This window comes from Streptomyces sp. NPDC053427 (assembly GCF_044544985.1).
Classification (GTDB): Bacteria; Actinomycetota; Actinomycetes; order Streptomycetales; family Streptomycetaceae; genus Streptomyces.
Window position 1 is genome coordinate 20,833 of the sequence record NZ_JBITYA010000012.1, and the last position, 16,676, is coordinate 37,508.

Annotated in this window: 16 protein-coding genes; 9 read left to right on the forward strand and 7 right to left on the reverse strand. The window is 73.7% G+C overall.

All coding sequences use genetic code 11. The annotated features are described in order from the left end of the window. Positions 1-126: 126 nt before the first annotated feature. Positions 127-2,385, reverse strand: coding sequence for a glycogen debranching protein GlgX (gene glgX, locus ACIGWZ_RS30100; RefSeq protein ID WP_400069872.1), 2,259 nt, complete (start codon positions 2,383-2,385; stop codon positions 127-129). A gap of 246 nt (positions 2,386-2,631) precedes the next feature. On the opposite strand from glgX, the gene ACIGWZ_RS30105 reads away from it, so the two are divergent. The 7 genes from ACIGWZ_RS30105 (at position 2,632) to ACIGWZ_RS30135 (ending at position 9,333) form a co-directional block, all read left to right on the forward strand. Continuing rightward, a complete protein-coding gene (locus ACIGWZ_RS30105; RefSeq protein WP_400069873.1) occupies positions 2,632-3,957 on the forward strand; it encodes an Ig-like domain-containing protein in 1,326 nt (441 codons plus the stop codon). 198 nt (positions 3,958-4,155) lie between these two features. Further along, a complete protein-coding gene (locus tag ACIGWZ_RS30110) occupies positions 4,156-5,397 on the forward strand; it encodes an Ig-like domain-containing protein (protein ID WP_400069874.1) in 1,242 nt (413 codons plus the stop codon). An 85-nt stretch (positions 5,398-5,482) separates the two neighbouring features. Continuing rightward, positions 5,483-6,250 (forward strand): enoyl-CoA hydratase/isomerase family protein, encoded by a 768-nt coding sequence (locus ACIGWZ_RS30115; protein WP_400069875.1) that lies wholly within the window; start codon positions 5,483-5,485, stop codon positions 6,248-6,250. A gap of 274 nt (positions 6,251-6,524) precedes the next feature. After that, a complete protein-coding gene (locus tag ACIGWZ_RS30120; protein WP_400069876.1) occupies positions 6,525-7,052 on the forward strand; it encodes an ATP-binding protein in 528 nt (175 codons plus the stop codon). Positions 7,053-7,149: 97 nt separating this feature from the next. Further along, positions 7,150-7,599 carry a hypothetical protein gene (locus tag ACIGWZ_RS30125; protein ID WP_400069877.1) on the forward strand — a complete coding sequence of 150 codons (450 nt, stop codon included), beginning with the start codon at positions 7,150-7,152 and terminating at the stop codon, positions 7,597-7,599. Between the two features lie 73 nt (positions 7,600-7,672). After that, positions 7,673-8,467, forward strand: a complete 795-nt coding sequence (locus ACIGWZ_RS30130; RefSeq protein ID WP_400069878.1) for a DsbA family protein — start codon at positions 7,673-7,675, stop codon at positions 8,465-8,467. Then, complete coding sequence (locus ACIGWZ_RS30135) at positions 8,464-9,333, forward strand: cytochrome c biogenesis CcdA family protein (RefSeq protein ID WP_400069879.1); 870 nt, start codon at positions 8,464-8,466, stop codon at positions 9,331-9,333. Before ACIGWZ_RS30130 ends, ACIGWZ_RS30135 begins: the two co-directional genes overlap by 4 nt. Before the next feature lie 62 nt (positions 9,334-9,395). Here ACIGWZ_RS30135 and ACIGWZ_RS30140 read toward each other — a convergent pair whose 3' ends face one another. From ACIGWZ_RS30140 to ACIGWZ_RS30155, 4 genes are all read right to left on the reverse strand, one after another. After that, positions 9,396-9,758 (reverse strand): hypothetical protein, encoded by a 363-nt coding sequence (locus ACIGWZ_RS30140; RefSeq protein WP_400069880.1) that lies wholly within the window; start codon positions 9,756-9,758, stop codon positions 9,396-9,398. Between the two features lie 155 nt (positions 9,759-9,913). After that, positions 9,914-10,744, reverse strand: coding sequence for an ammonia-dependent NAD(+) synthetase (gene nadE / locus ACIGWZ_RS30145; protein ID WP_400069881.1), 831 nt, complete (start codon positions 10,742-10,744; stop codon positions 9,914-9,916). Between the two features lie 58 nt (positions 10,745-10,802). Next, entirely contained in the window at positions 10,803-11,357 is a 555-nt protein-coding gene (locus ACIGWZ_RS30150; protein WP_400069882.1) for a GH25 family lysozyme, read from the reverse strand. Between the two features lie 245 nt (positions 11,358-11,602). Next, a complete protein-coding gene (locus tag ACIGWZ_RS30155; RefSeq protein WP_400069883.1) occupies positions 11,603-12,841 on the reverse strand; it encodes a glycosyltransferase family 4 protein in 1,239 nt (412 codons plus the stop codon). Positions 12,842-13,046: 205 nt separating this feature from the next. Between ACIGWZ_RS30155 and ACIGWZ_RS30160 the strand changes: the two genes are divergently transcribed. Both ACIGWZ_RS30160 and ACIGWZ_RS30165 read left to right on the forward strand, forming a co-directional pair. Further along, complete coding sequence (locus ACIGWZ_RS30160; RefSeq protein ID WP_400069884.1) at positions 13,047-13,790, forward strand: response regulator transcription factor; 744 nt, start codon at positions 13,047-13,049, stop codon at positions 13,788-13,790. Between the two features lies 1 nt (position 13,791). Continuing rightward, positions 13,792-15,279 carry an ATP-binding protein gene (locus ACIGWZ_RS30165; RefSeq protein WP_400069885.1) on the forward strand — a complete coding sequence of 496 codons (1,488 nt, stop codon included), beginning with the start codon at positions 13,792-13,794 and terminating at the stop codon, positions 15,277-15,279. A 7-nt stretch (positions 15,280-15,286) separates the two neighbouring features. On the opposite strand, the gene ACIGWZ_RS30170 is transcribed toward ACIGWZ_RS30165, so the two are convergent. Continuing rightward, positions 15,287-16,246, reverse strand: coding sequence for a M56 family metallopeptidase (locus ACIGWZ_RS30170; RefSeq protein WP_400069886.1), 960 nt, complete (start codon positions 16,244-16,246; stop codon positions 15,287-15,289). Further along, positions 16,243-16,671, reverse strand: a complete 429-nt coding sequence (locus ACIGWZ_RS30175; protein ID WP_400069887.1) for a BlaI/MecI/CopY family transcriptional regulator — start codon at positions 16,669-16,671, stop codon at positions 16,243-16,245. The genes ACIGWZ_RS30170 and ACIGWZ_RS30175 overlap by 4 nt, the downstream gene beginning before the upstream one ends. Positions 16,672-16,676 lie beyond the last annotated feature (5 nt).

Genomic DNA, 16,676 nt, shown 5'->3' on the forward strand with positions numbered 1-16,676 from the left:
AAGGCGCACCACTGACAATGCTCATGCGGTTTTTTGCCACCCGGACGGCGCGGGGCGCGGCGACCGGGCGGGGAAAGCGCGGCGCCGAAAGGTGCCCGCCCCGGGCCGCCCCGGCCCGGCACCGCCTCAGCCCGGCACCACCCGGAACAGCATCACCGTCCGCCCCGGCACGGTGACCGTGCCGCCCGCCGGGAGCCGGGTCCCCGGCGCCCCGGCCGCCGGCTGCTCCTCCCGCGCGGTGTCGAGGAGGAGTTCGTACGACCCCGCCCAGGGCGGGCCGGGAAGGGCGAGGGGCCGGGGGTGGGCGTCCGCGTGCAGCACGGCGAAGAAGCTGTCGTCGACGATCCGGACGCCGCGCGCATCGCGCTGCGCTATGTCGTTGCCGGAGAGGTACATGCCCAGGGTGGCCCCCGGCGCGTACCAGTCCTGTTCGGTCATCTCCGTGCCGCCGGCGGTGAACCAGGCCAGATCGCGCAGCCCGCCCCGCCCCTGTGGCCGGCCGGAGAAGAAGGCGCGGCGGCGCAGCACGGGATGGGCGCGGCGCAGCGCGATGAGGCGGGCGGCGAGGTCGGCCAGCGGCCGCCACTGCGGGTCGTCGAGCAGCGACCAGTCGAGCCAACCGGTCGGATTGTCCTGGCAGTAGGCGTTGTTGTTGCCGTGCTGGGTGCGGCCCATCTCGTCGCCGGCGACGAGCATCGGCACGCCTGTGGACAGGAGCAGGGTGGTGAGGAGGTTGCGGAGCTGGCGGCGGCGCAGGGCGGTGACCTCCGGGTCGTCGGTCTCGCCCTCGGTGCCGCAGTTCCAGGCCCGGTTGTCGTCGGTGCCGTCGCGGTTGCCCTCGCCGTTGTCGCCGTTGCGCTTGTGCTCGTAGGTCACCAGGTCGCGCAGCGTGAAGCCGTCGTGGGCGGTGATGAAGTTGACCGAGGCGTACGGGCGGCGGCCGCCCCAGGCGTAGAGGTCGCTGGAGCCGGAGAGGCGGTAGCCCAGGTCGCGGACGTCGCGCTGGGCGCCGCGCCAGAAGTCGCGGACGGTGTCGCGGTAGCGGTCGTTCCACTCCGTCCACAGGGGCGGGAAGGCGCCGACCTGATAGCCGCCGGAGCCGACGTCCCAGGGTTCGGCGATGAGCTTGACGCGGCGCAGCACCGGGTCCTGGGCGATCACGGCGAGGAACGGCGAGAGCATGTCCACGTCGTGCAGGGAGCGGGCCAGCGCCGCGGCGAGGTCGAAGCGGAATCCGTCCACGCCCATCTCGGTGACCCAGTAGCGCAGCGAATCGGTGATCAGACGCAGGACGTTGGGCTGGACGACGTGCAGGGTGTTGCCGCAGCCGGTGTAGTCGGCGTAGCGGCGGGCGTCGCCCGCCAGACGGTAGTAGCCGCGGTTGTCCATGCCCCGGAAGGAGAGCGTCGGGCCCCGCTCGCCGGCCTCCGCCGTGTGGTTGTAGACGACGTCGAGGACGACCTCGATCCCGGCGTCGTGCAGCGCCCGCACCATGCGCTTGAATTCGCCGACCTGCTGGCCGCGGGTGCCGGTGGCGGCGTATCCGGCGTGCGGCGCGAAATAGCCGATGGAGTTGTAGCCCCAGTAGTTGCGCAGCCCCCGGCGCACCAGGTGGTCCTCGTGCGCGAACTGGTGGACCGGCAGCAGCTCGACGGCGGTGACGCCGAGCCGGACCAGATGTTCCAGCGCGGCGGGGTGCGCCAGGCCCGCATAGGTGCCGCGCAGATGCTCCGGGATGCCGGGGTGCCGCATGGTGAAACCGCGGACGTGCAGTTCGTAGAGGACGGAATCCGGCCACGGTGTCTTGGGCCGGCGGTCGTCCCGCCACTCGTCGCCCCCGTCCTCTCCGGTGTCGTCGCCGACCACGACGCCCTTGGGGACGTACGGCGCCGAATCGCGGTCGTCGCGCACCGTGTCGGCGACCCGCTGCTCCGGCCAGTCGCGGACGTGCCCGTAGAGCTGGGCGGGCAGCGCGCGCCCGGAGCCCACCGACTCCGTACAGGTACCGAAGTCGCCGTCCACGGCACGGGCGTACGGGTCGAGCAGCAGCTTGGCCGGATTCCAGCGGGCGCCGGACCAGGGGTCCCAGCGGCCGTGCACCCGGTAGCCGTAGCGCTGCCCGGGGCGTACGCCGGGCAGGAAGCCGTGCCAGATCTCATGGGTCAGTTCGGTGAGCGGATGGCGCGTCTCGCGGTCCTCGTCGTCGAAGAGACAGACCTCCACGGCCTCGGCGCCACCCGCCCACAGGGCGAAGTTGGTGCCCGCGACGCCGTCGGGGGCGGTGCGGTAACGGGCCCCGAGGGGCGTGGGGCTGCCGGGGCGGATGACGGCGGGCGGGGCGAGTGGTCCGTCCTCGACCGCCTCCTGCTCGGGTGCGCTCGACACGTGCCGGCCTCCTGGGGCTCATGGCTCGGTCGGGCGGCGGCCCGTGCAGGGACCCCACCCAGCGTGCGCTGGGGGAGTCCGGCCGTGCGCTCGCGTCCCCGCCCTCCCCGTTGTTCTGCCCGCAACCGGGCGTTGCCTCACGTTTCCCGTCGGCGTGGGGCCGCCTTGGCGAACCGGTGACATCCGGTGACATTCCATGGCACGACATTCCGCATCATTCTCCGATCTTCCGCCACAATGCGGCGCATGACCGGCGGTGAGATGCGCTCAGCGAAGAATCCGGCGATGCATCCGGCGGAGGCCCCGGCAGAGCTTCCGGCGGAGGTCCCGGCAAAGGCCCACGCGGGCAAAGGGTCACCGGGGCGGGTACGCACGCGGGTGCGCCGCCTCCGTACGGCCCTCGTCGCCATGGGCGCCCTGACGGCCGCGGTGCTGCCCGCCGCGTGCGCCTCCTCGGACGGGCTCGTCGGGGGCGGGGCGACCTTTCCCGGGGCGGCGATCCGGGTCGTCCCGGGGGACGGGGCGCACGACGTGGGGGCCGGCGGCCGGTTCGAGGTACGGGTGCCGGCCGGGCGGCTGGAGCGGGTCGAGGTCCGGCGGACCGGGGACGCGGGCCGGCAGCGGGTCGCGGGCCGGATCACGCCGGACGGGCTGATCTGGCGCCCGGCGGCCGGGGCGCTCGCCCCCGGCTCCCGGTACACCGTCGATGCGGTGGCGCTGGACGGCGCCGGCCACCGCTCCGCCCGCCACACCACGTTCACCACCTCCGTGCCCCGCGGCCGGTTCGCCGGTTTCTTCTCGCCCGAGGACGGCACCACCGTCGGCACCGGCATGATCGTCTCGCTGGAGTTCAACCGGCCGATCGCCGACCGCGCGGCCGTCGAACGTGCCGTCACGGTCACCGCCGACCCCGCCGTCGAGATCGCCCCCCACTGGTTCGGCAACCGGAGGCTGGACTTCCGGCCCCGCGAACGATGGCGGCCGGGCACCGACATCTCCCTCGCGCTGCGGCTGCGCGGTGTGCGGGCCGGCCCGGACATGTACGGCACACAGCGCAAGACGATCCATTACCGCGTCGGCCGGGACCAGATCACCCTCGTCGACGTCGCCCGGCACACCCTGACGGTGCGCCGGCGCGGCCGGGCGCCGGTCACCTTCCCGGTCACCGCGGGCAACGCCGAGAACCCCACCTACAACGGGAAGATGGTGATCCTCGAGCGCCGCTCGGTGACCCGGATGAACGGGCACACCGTCGGCTTCGGCGGCGAGTACGACATCGCGGACGTCCCGCACGCGATGCGTCTCACCAGATCCGGGACCTTTCTGCACGGCAACTACTGGGCGCGGCCCCGGGTCTTCGGCGGCGCCAACACCAGCCACGGCTGCGTGGGCCTCAAAGACATCAAGGGCGGCGGCCGCGCCACCCCGGCCGGCTGGCTCTTCCGCCACTCGATCGTCGGCGACACCGTCCAGGTGCACCACTCCCGGGGCGGCACCGTCGCGCCGGACAACGGTCTCGGCGGTTGGAACCTTCCGTGGGGGCAGTGGAAGCGCGGCAGCGCGCTGGGCTGATGCGGCAGTGCGCCGGAGCGGTACGGCGACGGCGCAGGTCCGGCCGTGGGGGCCCGCGGTCGCCCCTCGCCATTGGGACGGAACGGTGACATCGGCGGGGGAGTTCACCGTCACCGCGGTGTGGTTGTCTAACGGTAAGCGTGCGGCGCGTCCGCGCGCGCGGGACCGCGGGCCGTGCGAGGGGAAAAGGGGCCAGTCGTGAACGTGCAGCCGAATTCGGGGGAGCCGGCGCGCCGGCGGCGGTGGCCGCACAAGGGGGGCGGTGCGCTCGCCCTGGTGCTCGGCTCGATGCTGTTGCTGGTGACCGCGTGCGGCGGCGACGCCGCCGAGGAGAAGAAGCCGGCCGGCAAGGCGGGCGGCGACAAGGCCGCCTCGCGGGCCGCAGTAACGATTGCTCCCAAGGACGGCGCGGACGACGTCGCCACCAGCGGCGCGCTGAAGGTGACCGCCGAGAAGGGCAGGCTGAAGTCCGTCACGGTCAAGGACGGCAAGGGCAATGAGGTCGACGGGAAGATATCCGGCGGCGGCGCACTGTGGCAGCCCAGCGGCCATCTGGGCGCCTCGACGGAGTACACCGTCGACGCGGTGGCGGTGGACGGCCGGGGCCGGGAGGCCGCCGAGCACTCCACGTTCACCACCCTCGTCCCCGAGAACACCTTCATCGGCCGGTACACCCCCGAGAACGGCCAGCAGGTCGGCGTAGGGATGCCGGTCTCGATCCACTTCACCCGCGGTATCACCGACCCCAAGGCCGTCGAGGACGCCGTCAAGGTCACCGCCGAGCCGTCCGTACCGGTCGAGGGCCACTGGTTCGGCAACGACCGCCTCGACTTCCGTCCCGAGAAGTACTGGGCACCCGGCACGAAGGTCACCCTCACGCTCGACCTCGACGGCGTCGAGGGCCGCCCCGGTGTCTACGGCACCCAGGCCAAGAAGGTCTCGTTCACCATCGGCCGAAGCCAGGTGAGCACCGTCGACGCCAAGTCGAAGGAGATGACCGTGGTCCGCGACGGCAAGAAGATCAAGACCATCCCGATCACCTCCGGCGCGCCGGGCACCGAGACCTACAACGGCCGGATGGTGATCAGCGAGAAGCATCCGGTGACCCGGATGAACGGCGACACCGTCGGCTTCGGCGGCGAGTACGACATCAAGGACGTGCCGCACGCCATGCGGCTGAGCACGTCCGGCACGTTCATCCACGGCAACTACTGGTCCGGCAGGCCGACGTTCGGCACCCGCAACGCCAGCCACGGCTGTGTGGGCCTGTTCGACCAGCGCGGCGGCGGCGACGGCTCGACCCCGGCGGCGTGGTTCTTCAACAACTCCCGCATCGGCGATGTGGTGATCGTCAAGAACTCGCACGACGAGACGATCCAGCCGGACAACGGCTTCAGCGACTGGAACCTCTCCTGGGAGAAGTGGAAGGCCGGGCAGTAGGGATACCGGGTACGGGGCGGGGCCCGGCGCACTGTGACCAAGTGCACCGGGCCCCGCCCCGTTAACGCGTACTAACCTTCCCCGCATGACTGTGACTCTTGAGGTCGCCGACGGCGTCGGCACCATCCGCCTGGACCGCCCGCCGATGAACGCACTGGACATCGCCACCCAGGACCGGCTGCGCGAGCTGGCCGAGGAGGTCACCCGCCGCGACGAGGTACGTGCCGTGGTGATCTGGGGCGGCGAGAAGGTGTTCGCCGCCGGCGCGGACATCAAGGAGATGCAGGCCATGGACCACCCGGCCATGGTCGTGCGCTCCAAGGCCCTGCAGGACTCGTTCACCGCCGTGGCCCGCATCCCCAAGCCCGTGGTCGCCGCCGTCACCGGCTATGCACTGGGCGGCGGCTGCGAGTTGGCGCTCTGCGCCGACTTCCGGATCGCGGCCGACAACGCCAAGCTCGGGCAGCCCGAGATCCTGCTCGGCCTGATCCCGGGCGCCGGCGGCACCCAGCGGCTGGCCCGGCTGGTGGGCCCGTCCAAGGCCAAGGACCTGATCTTCACCGGGCGGCACGTCAGGGCCGACGAGGCACTCGCCCTCGGCCTGGTCGACCGGGTGGTGCCCGCCGCCGAGGTCCATGAGCAGGCGCACGCCTGGGCGTCCCGGCTGGCGGCCGGACCGGCGCTCGCGCTGCGGGCCGCCAAGGAGTCCGTCGACGCGGGCCTGGAGACGGACATCGACACCGGCCTGACGATCGAACGCAACTGGTTCGCGGGGCTCTTCGCGACCGAGGACCGGGAGACCGGAATGCGTAGCTTTGTCGAGGAGGGGCCGGGCAAGGCCAAGTTCCTCTGAAACAGCTGTTGTTGGCGGGGCGAGTGGTGTTTGGCCGGGACGCGATGCCTCGTGTGGGCGAATTGCGGAAAACTTAATCCGGACTTAAGGCCACCTTGTCGGCGTTGCCGGAGAACCTGCCGTTCGCGGCGGGTCCGCGCAGGTCAGTTGGGGTGCACCGGAACCTTAACTGCCGTTGGCATATGTCTCGCGGGAGGTAGGAATCGACGATTCCGGACAACGGATTCCGTTGGTTCCTCCACCGCGACCGCCGAGTAGCGGCCATGATGGGGGCATGGCGGGCCTCGAAGGTATGGAGCAGCCGCGGCCGCGGAGCGGCACGGCCGCCGCACGCTGGGAGACCCCCGGTGCGGACAGAGAACCGGCGACGCCGGTGCCGGCCGGGCCGTTGTCCGGGCTCGAGCTGATCGGCGATCCGACGCTCGACGAGGTACGGCTGCCCTCGCGCCCCCAGTCCGCGCGCATCGCCCGGCGGCTGACCGGCTGCGTCCTCCTCAAGCAGTGGGCCCTGAGCCCGCAGCTCGCCGAACACGGCGTCCTCCTCGTCTCGGAACTGGTCGGCAACGCCGTACGGCACACCGGCGCCCGCTGCTTCGCGCTGCGGATGCTGCGCCGCCGTGGCTGGATCCGTATCGAGGTGCGCGACCCCTCCCGCGGACTGCCGTGCCTGATGCCGGTGCAGGAGATGGACACCAGCGGCCGCGGCCTCTTCCTCGTCGACAAGCTCTCCGACCGCTGGGGCGTGGATCTGCTGCCGCGCGGCAAGACGACCTGGTTCGAGATGCGGGTCGGCGACCGCTGACACGGGGCGGTGCCCCCCCGGCCGCCCCGGTGCGCGGCCGACGGTCCGTAGGATGGGCCGTTCATGCTCGCGCGCCCGGCACGCAGGAGGAGGGGAGATGCCAAGGCCCAGGCACCGGCACCGGCACCGGCCCTTGCACCGGGTGCGCCGGTCGACCGCCCTGACCCTGCTGCTCCTTCTCGCGGTCACCTTCGGGCCGATGCTGTGCCGGATCGGCGGCGACCAGGCCTGGACCGCGGGCCGGGCGGCGGCGACGGCGGCCGCCGCGGCGGAACGCACGTCCACCACCGGCCCCGGCCGCCCCCACACCGACGCCCCCGTCGCCGTCGCCGACTCCGTCAAGCGCTGCTCGAACCGGCACGCCCCGGCCCCCGACGAGTCCGTCCCGCTGCCCACCCCGCACCGCTCCGAGCCCCTGGCGCCCGCCACCACCGGCCCGGCACCGCACGCCGTCGACGCCGCCGCCCAGTGCGCGCTCGCCCGGCCCCCGACGGACGCCGCGTCCGCCACCCACCACACCGCGCTCCTGCCCGTACTGCGGATCTAGGCCGCCGCCGCCGCGCGCACCCCGCGCCACCAGGCCCGGATTCCCTCTCCGCACGTACCTCTGGAGCTTTCGCATGCCCAAGTCCACCCCGCCCGCCGCCACCACCGCCTCACCCACCCGCAAACTCGCCGCCGTCGGCGCGGTCATCGCCCTGGTCGTGGCCGTCCTCGCGATCGCCGTCGCCGTCGGCAAGGCCGTCGAGGAGGACCGCGACGGCGGCCGCACCGGCGCGCCGGAGGCCGCCGCCCCGGGCCGGGTCCAGGAAGACCCCGCACAGCAGAAGATGTTCGACGACCTCGCCCGGAAGACCAGCCGCCGCGAGGACGGCGACCCGCTCGCCGTCGGCAAGAAGGACGCGCCGGTGGTCCTCGTCGAATACGCCGACTACCAGTGCTCGTTCTGTGGCCGCTTCACCCGCGAGACCCAGCCCGAGCTGATCAAGAAGTACGTCGACGCGGGCACCCTGCGCATCGAGTTCCGCAACTTCACCATCTACGGCGCCGACTCCGAGCGGGCCGCGCGCGCCTCCTGGGCCGCCGGGCAGCAGGGCCGGTTCTGGCAGCTGCACGACGAGCTGTACGCCAAGACCCGCAAGGGCGAGGCGCTGGCCGAGGACGAGCTCGTCGACATGGCGCGCGCGAGCGGGGTGCGCGACCTCGGGAAGTTCCGTACGGACCTGAAGAGCGCGGGTGCCGAGCGGGCCCTGAAGCGGGACCAGGACGAGGGGTACGGCCTCGGGGTGCAGTCCACGCCGTCGTTCCTGATCAACGGCCGGCCGGTCTCGGGGGCCCAGCCCACCGAGGTCTTCGCGGAAGCCGTCGAGGACGCCGCGGCGCGGGCGGCGAAGAAGCCGGCGGCCGGCAAGTGACCGACATCGGCTTTCTCGCGGCGTTCCTGGGCGGCGTACTCGCCCTGCTCAGTCCGTGCAGCGCGCTGCTGCTGCCGGCCTTCTTCGCGTACTCGCTCGCCCACCCCGGGCGGCTGCTGGCCCGCACCGGAGTCTTCTATCTGGGGCTCGCCGCCACGCTGGTCCCGCTCGGCGCGGCGAGCACGGCGGCCAGCCGGCTCTTCAACGGCCACCGCGATCTGCTGACCGCCCTCGGCGGCTGGGTCGTCATCGCGATGGGCCTCGCCCAGATCCTGGGCCTCGGCTTCGCCTCCCGGCGCGCCCAGGCCGCCGCGGCCAGGATCACCCCGCGCTCGGCCGTCTCCACCTTCCTCCTCGGCTGCGTCTACGGCCTCACGGGTTTCTGCGCGGGCCCGATCCTGGGCGCCGTGCTGACGGTGACGGCGGTCAGCGGTTCGCCGGTGTACGGCGCCTCGATGCTCGCCGTCTATGCGCTCGGCATGGCGCTGCCGCTGTTCGTGCTCGCGCTGCTGTGGGACCGCTTCCGGCTCGGCACCCGGAGCTGGCTGCGCGGCCGGGCCTTCACCCTCGGCAGGCTGCACCTGCACACCACGTCCGTGCTGTCCGGCGCCTTCTTCATCGGCATCGGCGTGCTCTTCCTGCTCTTCGGCGGGGCCGGCGCGCTGCCCGGCGTGCTCGACGCGGACGCCGAATTCGGGCTGGAGGAATGGGCGAAGCGGATCGGGAACGGCGTACCGGACACCGTCCTGATCGCCGTCGTCGCGCTCGTGGTGGCCGCGGTGCTGGGGCGGATCGCGCTGCGCCGGCCGGAACGGAAGACGGAGGGCGCACAGGGCGGACGGGGCGCACAGGGCGCGGAGGAATAGCGGCGGGCCGCGGGGCGGGCCGCCCCGCGGCGCACCGCGTCACCCGGCCGCGGGCTCCCGCGTCAAGCGCTCTGCCGTGGCCGCCGGTGCAGCTGCAGATGCGGGCGGCGCGGGCGCAGATGCGGACGCGGGTGCTGGGCGTCCGCCCGGCGGCGGCGGTCGTTGCACAGCAGGCATTTGCCGTAACCCGGCGGAAGCGGATCCTCCGGGTCGCCGTACAAGGGGTCGACCGCGCCGTTGGGGTGATCGGCGCAGCCGGTCGGGCCGGCCTCGGCGCCCAGCGCGCCGGCGACGCTCAGCGCGCGCCGCAGGACGTCGACGAGCTGGTCTGCGTCGCGCCGGGTCGGCGCGTGCTGGAGGGCGGAGGCAATGTCGGAGGCGGTGGTCAGCGCGGTCTGGAGTTCGCGCAGGTCTGCGTAACCCATGCCTCGGAGCGTAGGCGCCCCCACTGACAGTTGATCTTGAGATCGCACTTCGCGGCTTCCCATGGCCGCATGCATTCCCGCCCGGCCCCACGATTTACCACCGGGGCGGTGACCGGAGCCTGGACGGGCGATGACAGGTGGGGGCGCGGGGCGCCTCAGGGGGCGATCGGCAGCGCCCGCTTGTGCTCGGTCAGGCGGTAGCGGCGCACGATGGCCTGATGGGCGGCGTCGTCGACCGTCCCACCCTCCAGGAAGTCGTCGATCTGGTCGTAGCTCACCCCGAGCGCGTCTTCGTCGGGCTTGCCCGGGTCCAGCGTCTCCAGGTCGGCCGTCGGGACCTTCCACACCAGCTCGGCCGGTGCGCCCAGGCGCTCCGCCACGGCGCGCACCCGGCGCTTGGTCAGCCCGGTGAGCGGGACGATATCGGCCGCGCCGTCGCCGAACTTCGTGAAGAAGCCGGAGACCGCCTCGGCCGCGTGATCGGTGCCCACGACCAGGCCGTCCTGGGCACCGGCGACCGCGTACTGCGCGATCATGCGCTGCCGGGCCTTGATGTTGCCCTGGACGAAGTCCTGGTGATGCGCGTCACGGAAGGCGACGCCACCGTCCACCGCCGCCGCCAGTGCCGCATCGCTCGCCGGCCGGATGTCGACGGTCAGCTCCTTGTCGGCGCGGATGAACTCCAACGCCAGCCGGGCGTCCTTCTCGTCCGCCTGGACGCCGTACGGCAGCCGCATCGCGAAGAACGTGGCGTCGTGCCCGGCGGCGCGGGCCCGCTCCACGGCGAGCTGGCACAGCCGGCCTGCGGTCGTGGAGTCGACGCCCCCGCTGATGCCCAGCACCAGCGACCGCAGGCCGGTGGACGTCAGCCGCTCCGTGAGGAACGTCACCCGGCGCTCGATCTCCGCCTCGGCGTCGAAGGACGCGCTCACCTGGAGATCCCGGGCGATCTCCTCCTGCAGGGCCTTGGCCGCCGGGTCGGTCACGGCTGCTCCTCTTGTCGCTGTTCGGTCGTACGGACGAATAATGCCAACAGCGGGCACCTTATGCCGGGTGCGCCCACTTCTTGAGGGCGGCCTTGCTCTCGAAGTCCGCGACGTCCTTGTCCAGCGGCCGGTCGGTGTACTGGTGGATCCGCCACTTCGCCTTGATCCTGGGATGCCCGGCGGAGACGTAATCGGCGATCCACAGTCCGTCCGCGGCATACGACGTGGTGTCGTGGTTGAGCCAGAAATCGCGGTTGCAGTAGAGCATCACGCGGTGCGTGGGCCGCAGCTTCTTGACCTCCAGCAGGAACTGGTCCTTCTGGGCGTTGCTCGCGTACGTCCCCTCGCCGGTGCGCTCCCAGTCGGCGGCGAGGATGTCGCCCTGCACCGAGGCGCACTTCTCGACGAAGTACTTCGCCTGCGCCGCGATGTTCCCCGGCCACAGGAAGTGGTAGAAGCCGACCACGCAGCCCGCCTTACGGGCCTTCGCCGCCTGCGCCGACTGGTGCGGATTGATGTAGGAGCGGCCCTCGGTGGCCTTGACGAAGACGAAGTCCAACCCCGCGGTGGAATACGAGGTGTTGTACGAGCTGACATCGACACCATGCAGCATGCGCGGCCTCCTGCCGATCGGACCTGCGCTTCGGATCTGCGATGCGAAGCGTCCGGTGAGTCAACTGCTCGAAGCATCCCTTGGGTTCCAGCAGTTCAGCATGTTCTCGTTCCGAGACGCCAGATTACGGCCGCGAAGTTCCGCCCGGCCGCGAAGTTCCGTACGGCTACGGGGTGTTGCGAGGGTTCGGGGCGGAAGGCGGGGCCGGTCCCGCCGACCGGACCGGCCCCGCCCGCTCCGGCGGCTCAGCCCGCCGCGCCGCCCGGCCGCCGGACGACCCGCCGCAGCAGACCCCGTACGCGGCCCCGGGCCAGGCCCAGGGCCCGCCGCCGCGCCCGGCCGTGCCGCGTGGCCCGCAGCTCGTCGAAGAGGAGCTGGTAGCGCCCGGCGATCGGTTCCGGGTCGTAGCGATGGCCGCTCGCCAGCGCCGCACCGGCCATCCGGCGGCGCAGCGCCGGGTCCTCGATCAGCTCCAGCAGCCCGCCGGCCAGCGCCCGCCCGTCGCCGCACGGCACCAGCAGCCCGTTCCCGCCGCTGTCGACGATCTCGGCCGGGCCGAGCGGGCAGTCGGTGCTGACGACCGGCACCCCGCAGCGCATCGCCTCGACGAGGGTCATGCCGAACGACTCGGCGTCCGAGGCCGACGCGACGATCGACGCCTTGGCGAACTCCGCCTCGATCGGCGAGCGCGGCCCGGTCAGCTCCGCCCGGTCGCCGAGCCCGAGCCCGTCGATCAGCTTCTGGAGCCGGGCTCGCTCGGCGCCGCCGCCGTGGATCCGCAGCCGCCACTCGGGGTGCTTGGCGGCGACCGCGGAGAACGCCTCTATCAGCAGGTCGAAGCGCTTGCCGGGGACCAGCCGGCCGGCCGCGGCGATCACCGTCGAGGCGCCGTCGGAGGGCGCGGCCGCCGGCGGCGGCACGATGTTGGGCACGGCCAGTATCCGTACGCCCGGCAGCGGCATCCGCGTGCGATAGACCGCGGCATCGGCCTCGGTGGTGGTGACCACGGCGTCCAGCGTCCGGTAGTGGCGGGCGAGCTCGGCCCGCAGCCGTTTGCCGTGCGCATCGTGCCGCAGATGCTCCTGGGCGATCCGCAGGGCCCGGCGCGGGCCGAAGCGGGCGAGGTAGACGTTGATGCCGGGGCGGGTGCCGATCAGTACGTCCGCGTCCGTCGCGCGCAGGAACTGCGCCGCCCGGACGTCGATCAGCCGGCTGTACTGGTGGTGCCGCTTCTCGGCGGCGGGGAAGTCCAGGGCGGGCTCGCCGAAGAGCGGATCCGCCATGTCGTCGCTGCCGACCCTGGTGTCGACCAGGGGCACCAGCCGCACCCGGGGGTCCAGGGCGAACCGCGGGACCTCGCGGTGCCGCATCATCGAGACGATCTCGACGTCGTGCCGGCCGGCGAGGGCCGCGGCCAGATTGAAGGTGGTGCGGATGGTGCCGCCGATGGCGTAGGCGTTGTGCAGCAGGAGGGTGATCTTCATCCGGTGTCTTCCCGGGGCCCTGTGGGCGGGGCCCGTCGCCGTGGCCGGCCGGTCCGGCACCGGCTCACCGTCGCGGTAAGGGGTAAGCCGTCGGCGTGGTCCCGGTGAGAGCCCGGTAAGAGCCCGGGGTGAGAGCCCGGTAAGAAAGCCCCCGCCCGGGCGGCCCGGCCCCGCCGCACCGCCGTGGCCTTGGCAGACTTGCCGGGTGACCCATTTGGTACTGCTCGCCGAGGACGACCGCCCGATCCGCACCGCGCTGGAGCGGGCCCTCACCCTGGAGGGATACCGGGTCACCGCCGTCGCCGACGGCATCCAGGCGCTCGCCGCCGCGCACCGCGAGCGGCCGGACGTGATCCTGCTGGACGTGATGATGCCGGGGATCGACGGGCTCCAGGTGTGTCAGGTGCTGCGCGCGGAGGCGGACCGCACCCCGATCCTGATGCTCACGGCCCGGGTCGAGACCGCCGACCGGATCGCCGGCCTGGACGCCGGCGCGGACGACTATGTCGTCAAGCCCTTCGAGGTGGAGGAGGTCTTCGCCCGGCTGCGGGCGCTGCTGCGGCGGACGGCCCCGGAGGCCGACGGTGGCCGGGCGGAGCACCCCCAGGACGGCGACGAGCCCCACGACGACGGCCGGGCGGCGGACGCCGGCGTCGTCGAGGCGGCCGACCTGCGCATCGACGGCCCCTCCCGCCGGGCCTGGCGCGGGGAGCGCGAGCTGGAGCTGACCCGCACCGAGTTCGAACTGCTGGAACTCCTCGCCCGCAATGCCGGCATCGTCCTCGACCACTCCACGATCTACGACCGGATCTGGGGCTACGACTTCGGCCCCGGCTCGAAGAACCTCGCGGTCTACGTGGGATATCTGCGCCGCAAGGTCGACGTGACCGGCAGCCGGCCGCTGATCCACACCGTGCGGGGCGTCGGCTACGTCCTCCGGGAGGACTGAGGTGACCGGGCCCGGAGGCCGCCCGGGACCTCGCGGCGGACGGCCCGGCGGCCGCATCCGCCGGCTGCGCGCCTGGCTGCGCACCCGTAAGCCGGCCAGCCTGCGCACCGCCTTCGCGCTGACCTTCGCCGCCGGGGCCGCGGCGGTGACCGTACTCGTCGGCTTCCTCAGCTACGACGCGGCGGCCCGGCTGGTGCGGGTGGACGAGAAGTCGGTGTTCTCCGAGGTCGTGGGGGATTTGCGGACCCAGGTCCAGGAGAAGCCGTTCCGGCCGGCCGACTATGCCACCGCCGACCCCGACCACGACGGGCCGCGTGACGACCTCACCCGCCCCACCCGCACCGACGTCCAGATCCTGGGCGCCGACGGCCGGATCGTGGACCCGGGCCGCCCGCCCCTCCCGGCCGGCTCCGCGGAGCGCCGCATCGCCGCGGAACGGCGGCCGGGCCGGTACACCCAGCGGGAGGCGGCGGTGGGCGACGACGAGTACCACGTCGCGACCGTGGCGCTGGGCGGCGGGCGCGGGGCGGTCCAGGTCGCCCAGAAGTTCAGCGAGACCGAGGACCTGCTCGCCGCGCTCCAGCAGCGCACCGCCCTCCTGGCGGCCGCGGTCATCGCGCTGGCCGGGGCGGCCGGCTGGTGGCTGGCGCGCCGGATCACCGGCCGCCTCGTCCGGCTCACCTCGGTCGCCGAGAGCGTGGCCGAACACGGACGGCTGGACGTCCCGGTGCCGGTGGCGGGCCGCGACGAGGTCGCCCGGCTGGGGCGGGCCTTCGACGACATGCTCGGCCGGCTGGCGAACTCCGTCGAGGACCAGCAGCGGCTCGTCCAGGACGCGGGCCACGAACTGCGGACCCCGCTGACCTCGCTCCGGACGAACATCTCGCTGCTGAAGCGCTTCGAGGACCTGCCGCCGGACGCCCGCGACGAACTCCTCGCCGACCTGGCGGGCGAGGCCCGGGAACTGACCGATCTGGTCAACGAACTGGTCGGCCTGGCCGCCGGGCAACGGGACGACGACCCGCTCTCCGAGGTGTGCCTCGCCGACGTCGCCGAGAAGGCTGCGGCCTCCGCCCGCCGCCGCACGGGGCGCGAGATCACGGTACGGAACGTCCGCCCGGCCGACGTCGAGGGCCGCCCGGCCGCCCTGCACCGGGCGCTCACCAACCTCCTGGAGAACGCCGCCAAATTCGACGCGGGCGGCACCGGCCCCATCGAGGTCAGGGTCACCGGCACCCGCATCGAGGTCCTCGACCGCGGTCCCGGCATCGCCGCATCCGACCTCACCCGTGTCTTCGACCGCTTCTACCGCGCCCCGGCGGCCCGCGGCCTCCCCGGCTCCGGCCTGGGCCTGGCCATCGTGCGCGACATCGCCACGGCCCACGGGGGGCATGCCTTCGCGGGCCACCGGCCGGGCGGCGGCGCCGTCCTGGGGTTCACGGTCGGGCGGGGGCGCAGCGGTCCGGGCGGTACGGACAAGAGGGCCTGAGCCGCTCTCACCGGCCCGTTTCGCCCTGCGCCGTCTCCACGGTCCGGTGCAGATCGGCCGCGGCGTCCAGCGCGCCGGCCGCCGAGAACGCCACACAGCCGAGCAGCGCCGCCACGACCAGGCGGCGGCCCGCCTGCCGGGGCCTTGCCGCCGGGCGGCCGGGGGACAGCAGGGCGGCGACGCGGCGGGGGACCGGGCCGGCCGTGGCGGCGAGCACGGCGCTCGGACGGCGCGGGGACGGGGATCCCCCCGCCGCGGCCCCGGGGCCGGCCAGCGCGGCGCGGCCGATGGCGCGGGCCGTCAGGCGGCGGTCGCCCACCTGGAACGCGGCCGCTTCGTCCGCCCACCGCTCCAGGGCGTACGCCAGCGGCGCGCGCAGACCGCGCAGCAGCGGATGACAGGCCGAGGCCAGCGCGACGGTGAGCAGGAAGAGGTGATGGCGGCCGGAGAGATGGGCCCGCTCGTGGGCGAAGAGGGCCTCCCGTTCGGCCGGTCCCAGCGCCCGCAGCATCCCGGCCGTCACCACGACCCGGTCCGGCTTCCCGGGCAGGGCGTACGCGTCGGGTACCGGGTCCGGGAGGACGCACAGATCACCGGCCGCGGCGTGGGCGTCGGCCGCGCGCCGGGCGGTGCGCAGTTCGGCGCGGTGGCGCAGCGCGCGCCGGCCGACCGCCACCGCGCACCCGGCCAGCAGGGCGCCCGCCGCGTACGCCACCGGCACGGTCACGGCCGGATCGCCGCCGAGCAGCCGCAGCGAGAGATGGTCCAGGGCGGCGACCACGGGCAGCCGCAGCGCCCCGGCGGCGACCAGCAGGCCGAGCGCCGCGCTCGCGCAGGCGGCCAGCGCGGCGGCGCAGCCGGTCAGCAGCCAGGCCGCGGCGCGCGGCGGCAGCGACTCGGCGAGCCACCGGGCGGCCGGCACGGCGAGCAGCGGCATCAGCAGCGGAATCCAGACGGCGAAGATCACGGGGCGGCTCCGGGGCCGGCGCCGCCGCCGGCACCCGGCGGGTCCTCCCGGGCGTCGTCCGCCTCGTCCAGGAGGGAGCGCAGCAGCCGCTCGTCCTCCGTCGTCAGCTGCGAGACGAAACGGGCCAGCGCGGTGCCCCGGTCGCCCTGCTTGTCGAGCTCGCTGCGCATCCGGCGGGCGGTCAGCCCGGCGGAGTCCTGTATCGGCGAGTACGCGTAACCGCGCCCGGCCCGGGAGCGGGAGACGGCCCCCTTGTCGTGCAGCCGGGTGAGGATCGTCGTGACGGTCGTACGGGCGAGCCGGCCGCCCAGCGCGCCCTGCACCTCGGCGGGGCTCAGCGGCCCCGCGGCCGCCCAGAGCGCCGCCAGCACGCTCGCCTCCAGCTCGCCGGCGGGGCGCCGTGGCGCGGGGGGTGTCTCCGACATCGAAC

Excerpts from the sequence above, each read along its gene's own strand:
- ACIGWZ_RS30120 (WP_400069876.1), top strand. The coding sequence starts at position 6,525 with ATGGCGGGCCTCGAAGGTATGGAGCAGCCGCGGCCGCGGAGCGGCACG.
- ACIGWZ_RS30125 (WP_400069877.1), top strand. The coding sequence starts at position 7,150 with ATGCCAAGGCCCAGGCACCGGCACCGGCACCGGCCCTTGCACCGGGTG.
- ACIGWZ_RS30105 (WP_400069873.1), top strand. The coding sequence starts at position 2,632 with ATGACCGGCGGTGAGATGCGCTCAGCGAAGAATCCGGCGATGCATCCG.
- ACIGWZ_RS30155 (WP_400069883.1), bottom strand. The coding sequence starts at position 12,841 with ATGAAGATCACCCTCCTGCTGCACAACGCCTACGCCATCGGCGGCACC.
- ACIGWZ_RS30140 (WP_400069880.1), bottom strand. The coding sequence starts at position 9,758 with ATGGGTTACGCAGACCTGCGCGAACTCCAGACCGCGCTGACCACCGCC.
- ACIGWZ_RS30130 (WP_400069878.1), top strand. The coding sequence starts at position 7,673 with ATGCCCAAGTCCACCCCGCCCGCCGCCACCACCGCCTCACCCACCCGC.
- ACIGWZ_RS30175 (WP_400069887.1), bottom strand. The coding sequence starts at position 16,671 with ATGTCGGAGACACCCCCCGCGCCACGGCGCCCCGCCGGCGAGCTGGAG.
- ACIGWZ_RS30115 (WP_400069875.1), top strand. The coding sequence starts at position 5,483 with ATGACTGTGACTCTTGAGGTCGCCGACGGCGTCGGCACCATCCGCCTG.
- ACIGWZ_RS30150 (WP_400069882.1), bottom strand. The coding sequence starts at position 11,357 with ATGCTGCATGGTGTCGATGTCAGCTCGTACAACACCTCGTATTCCACC.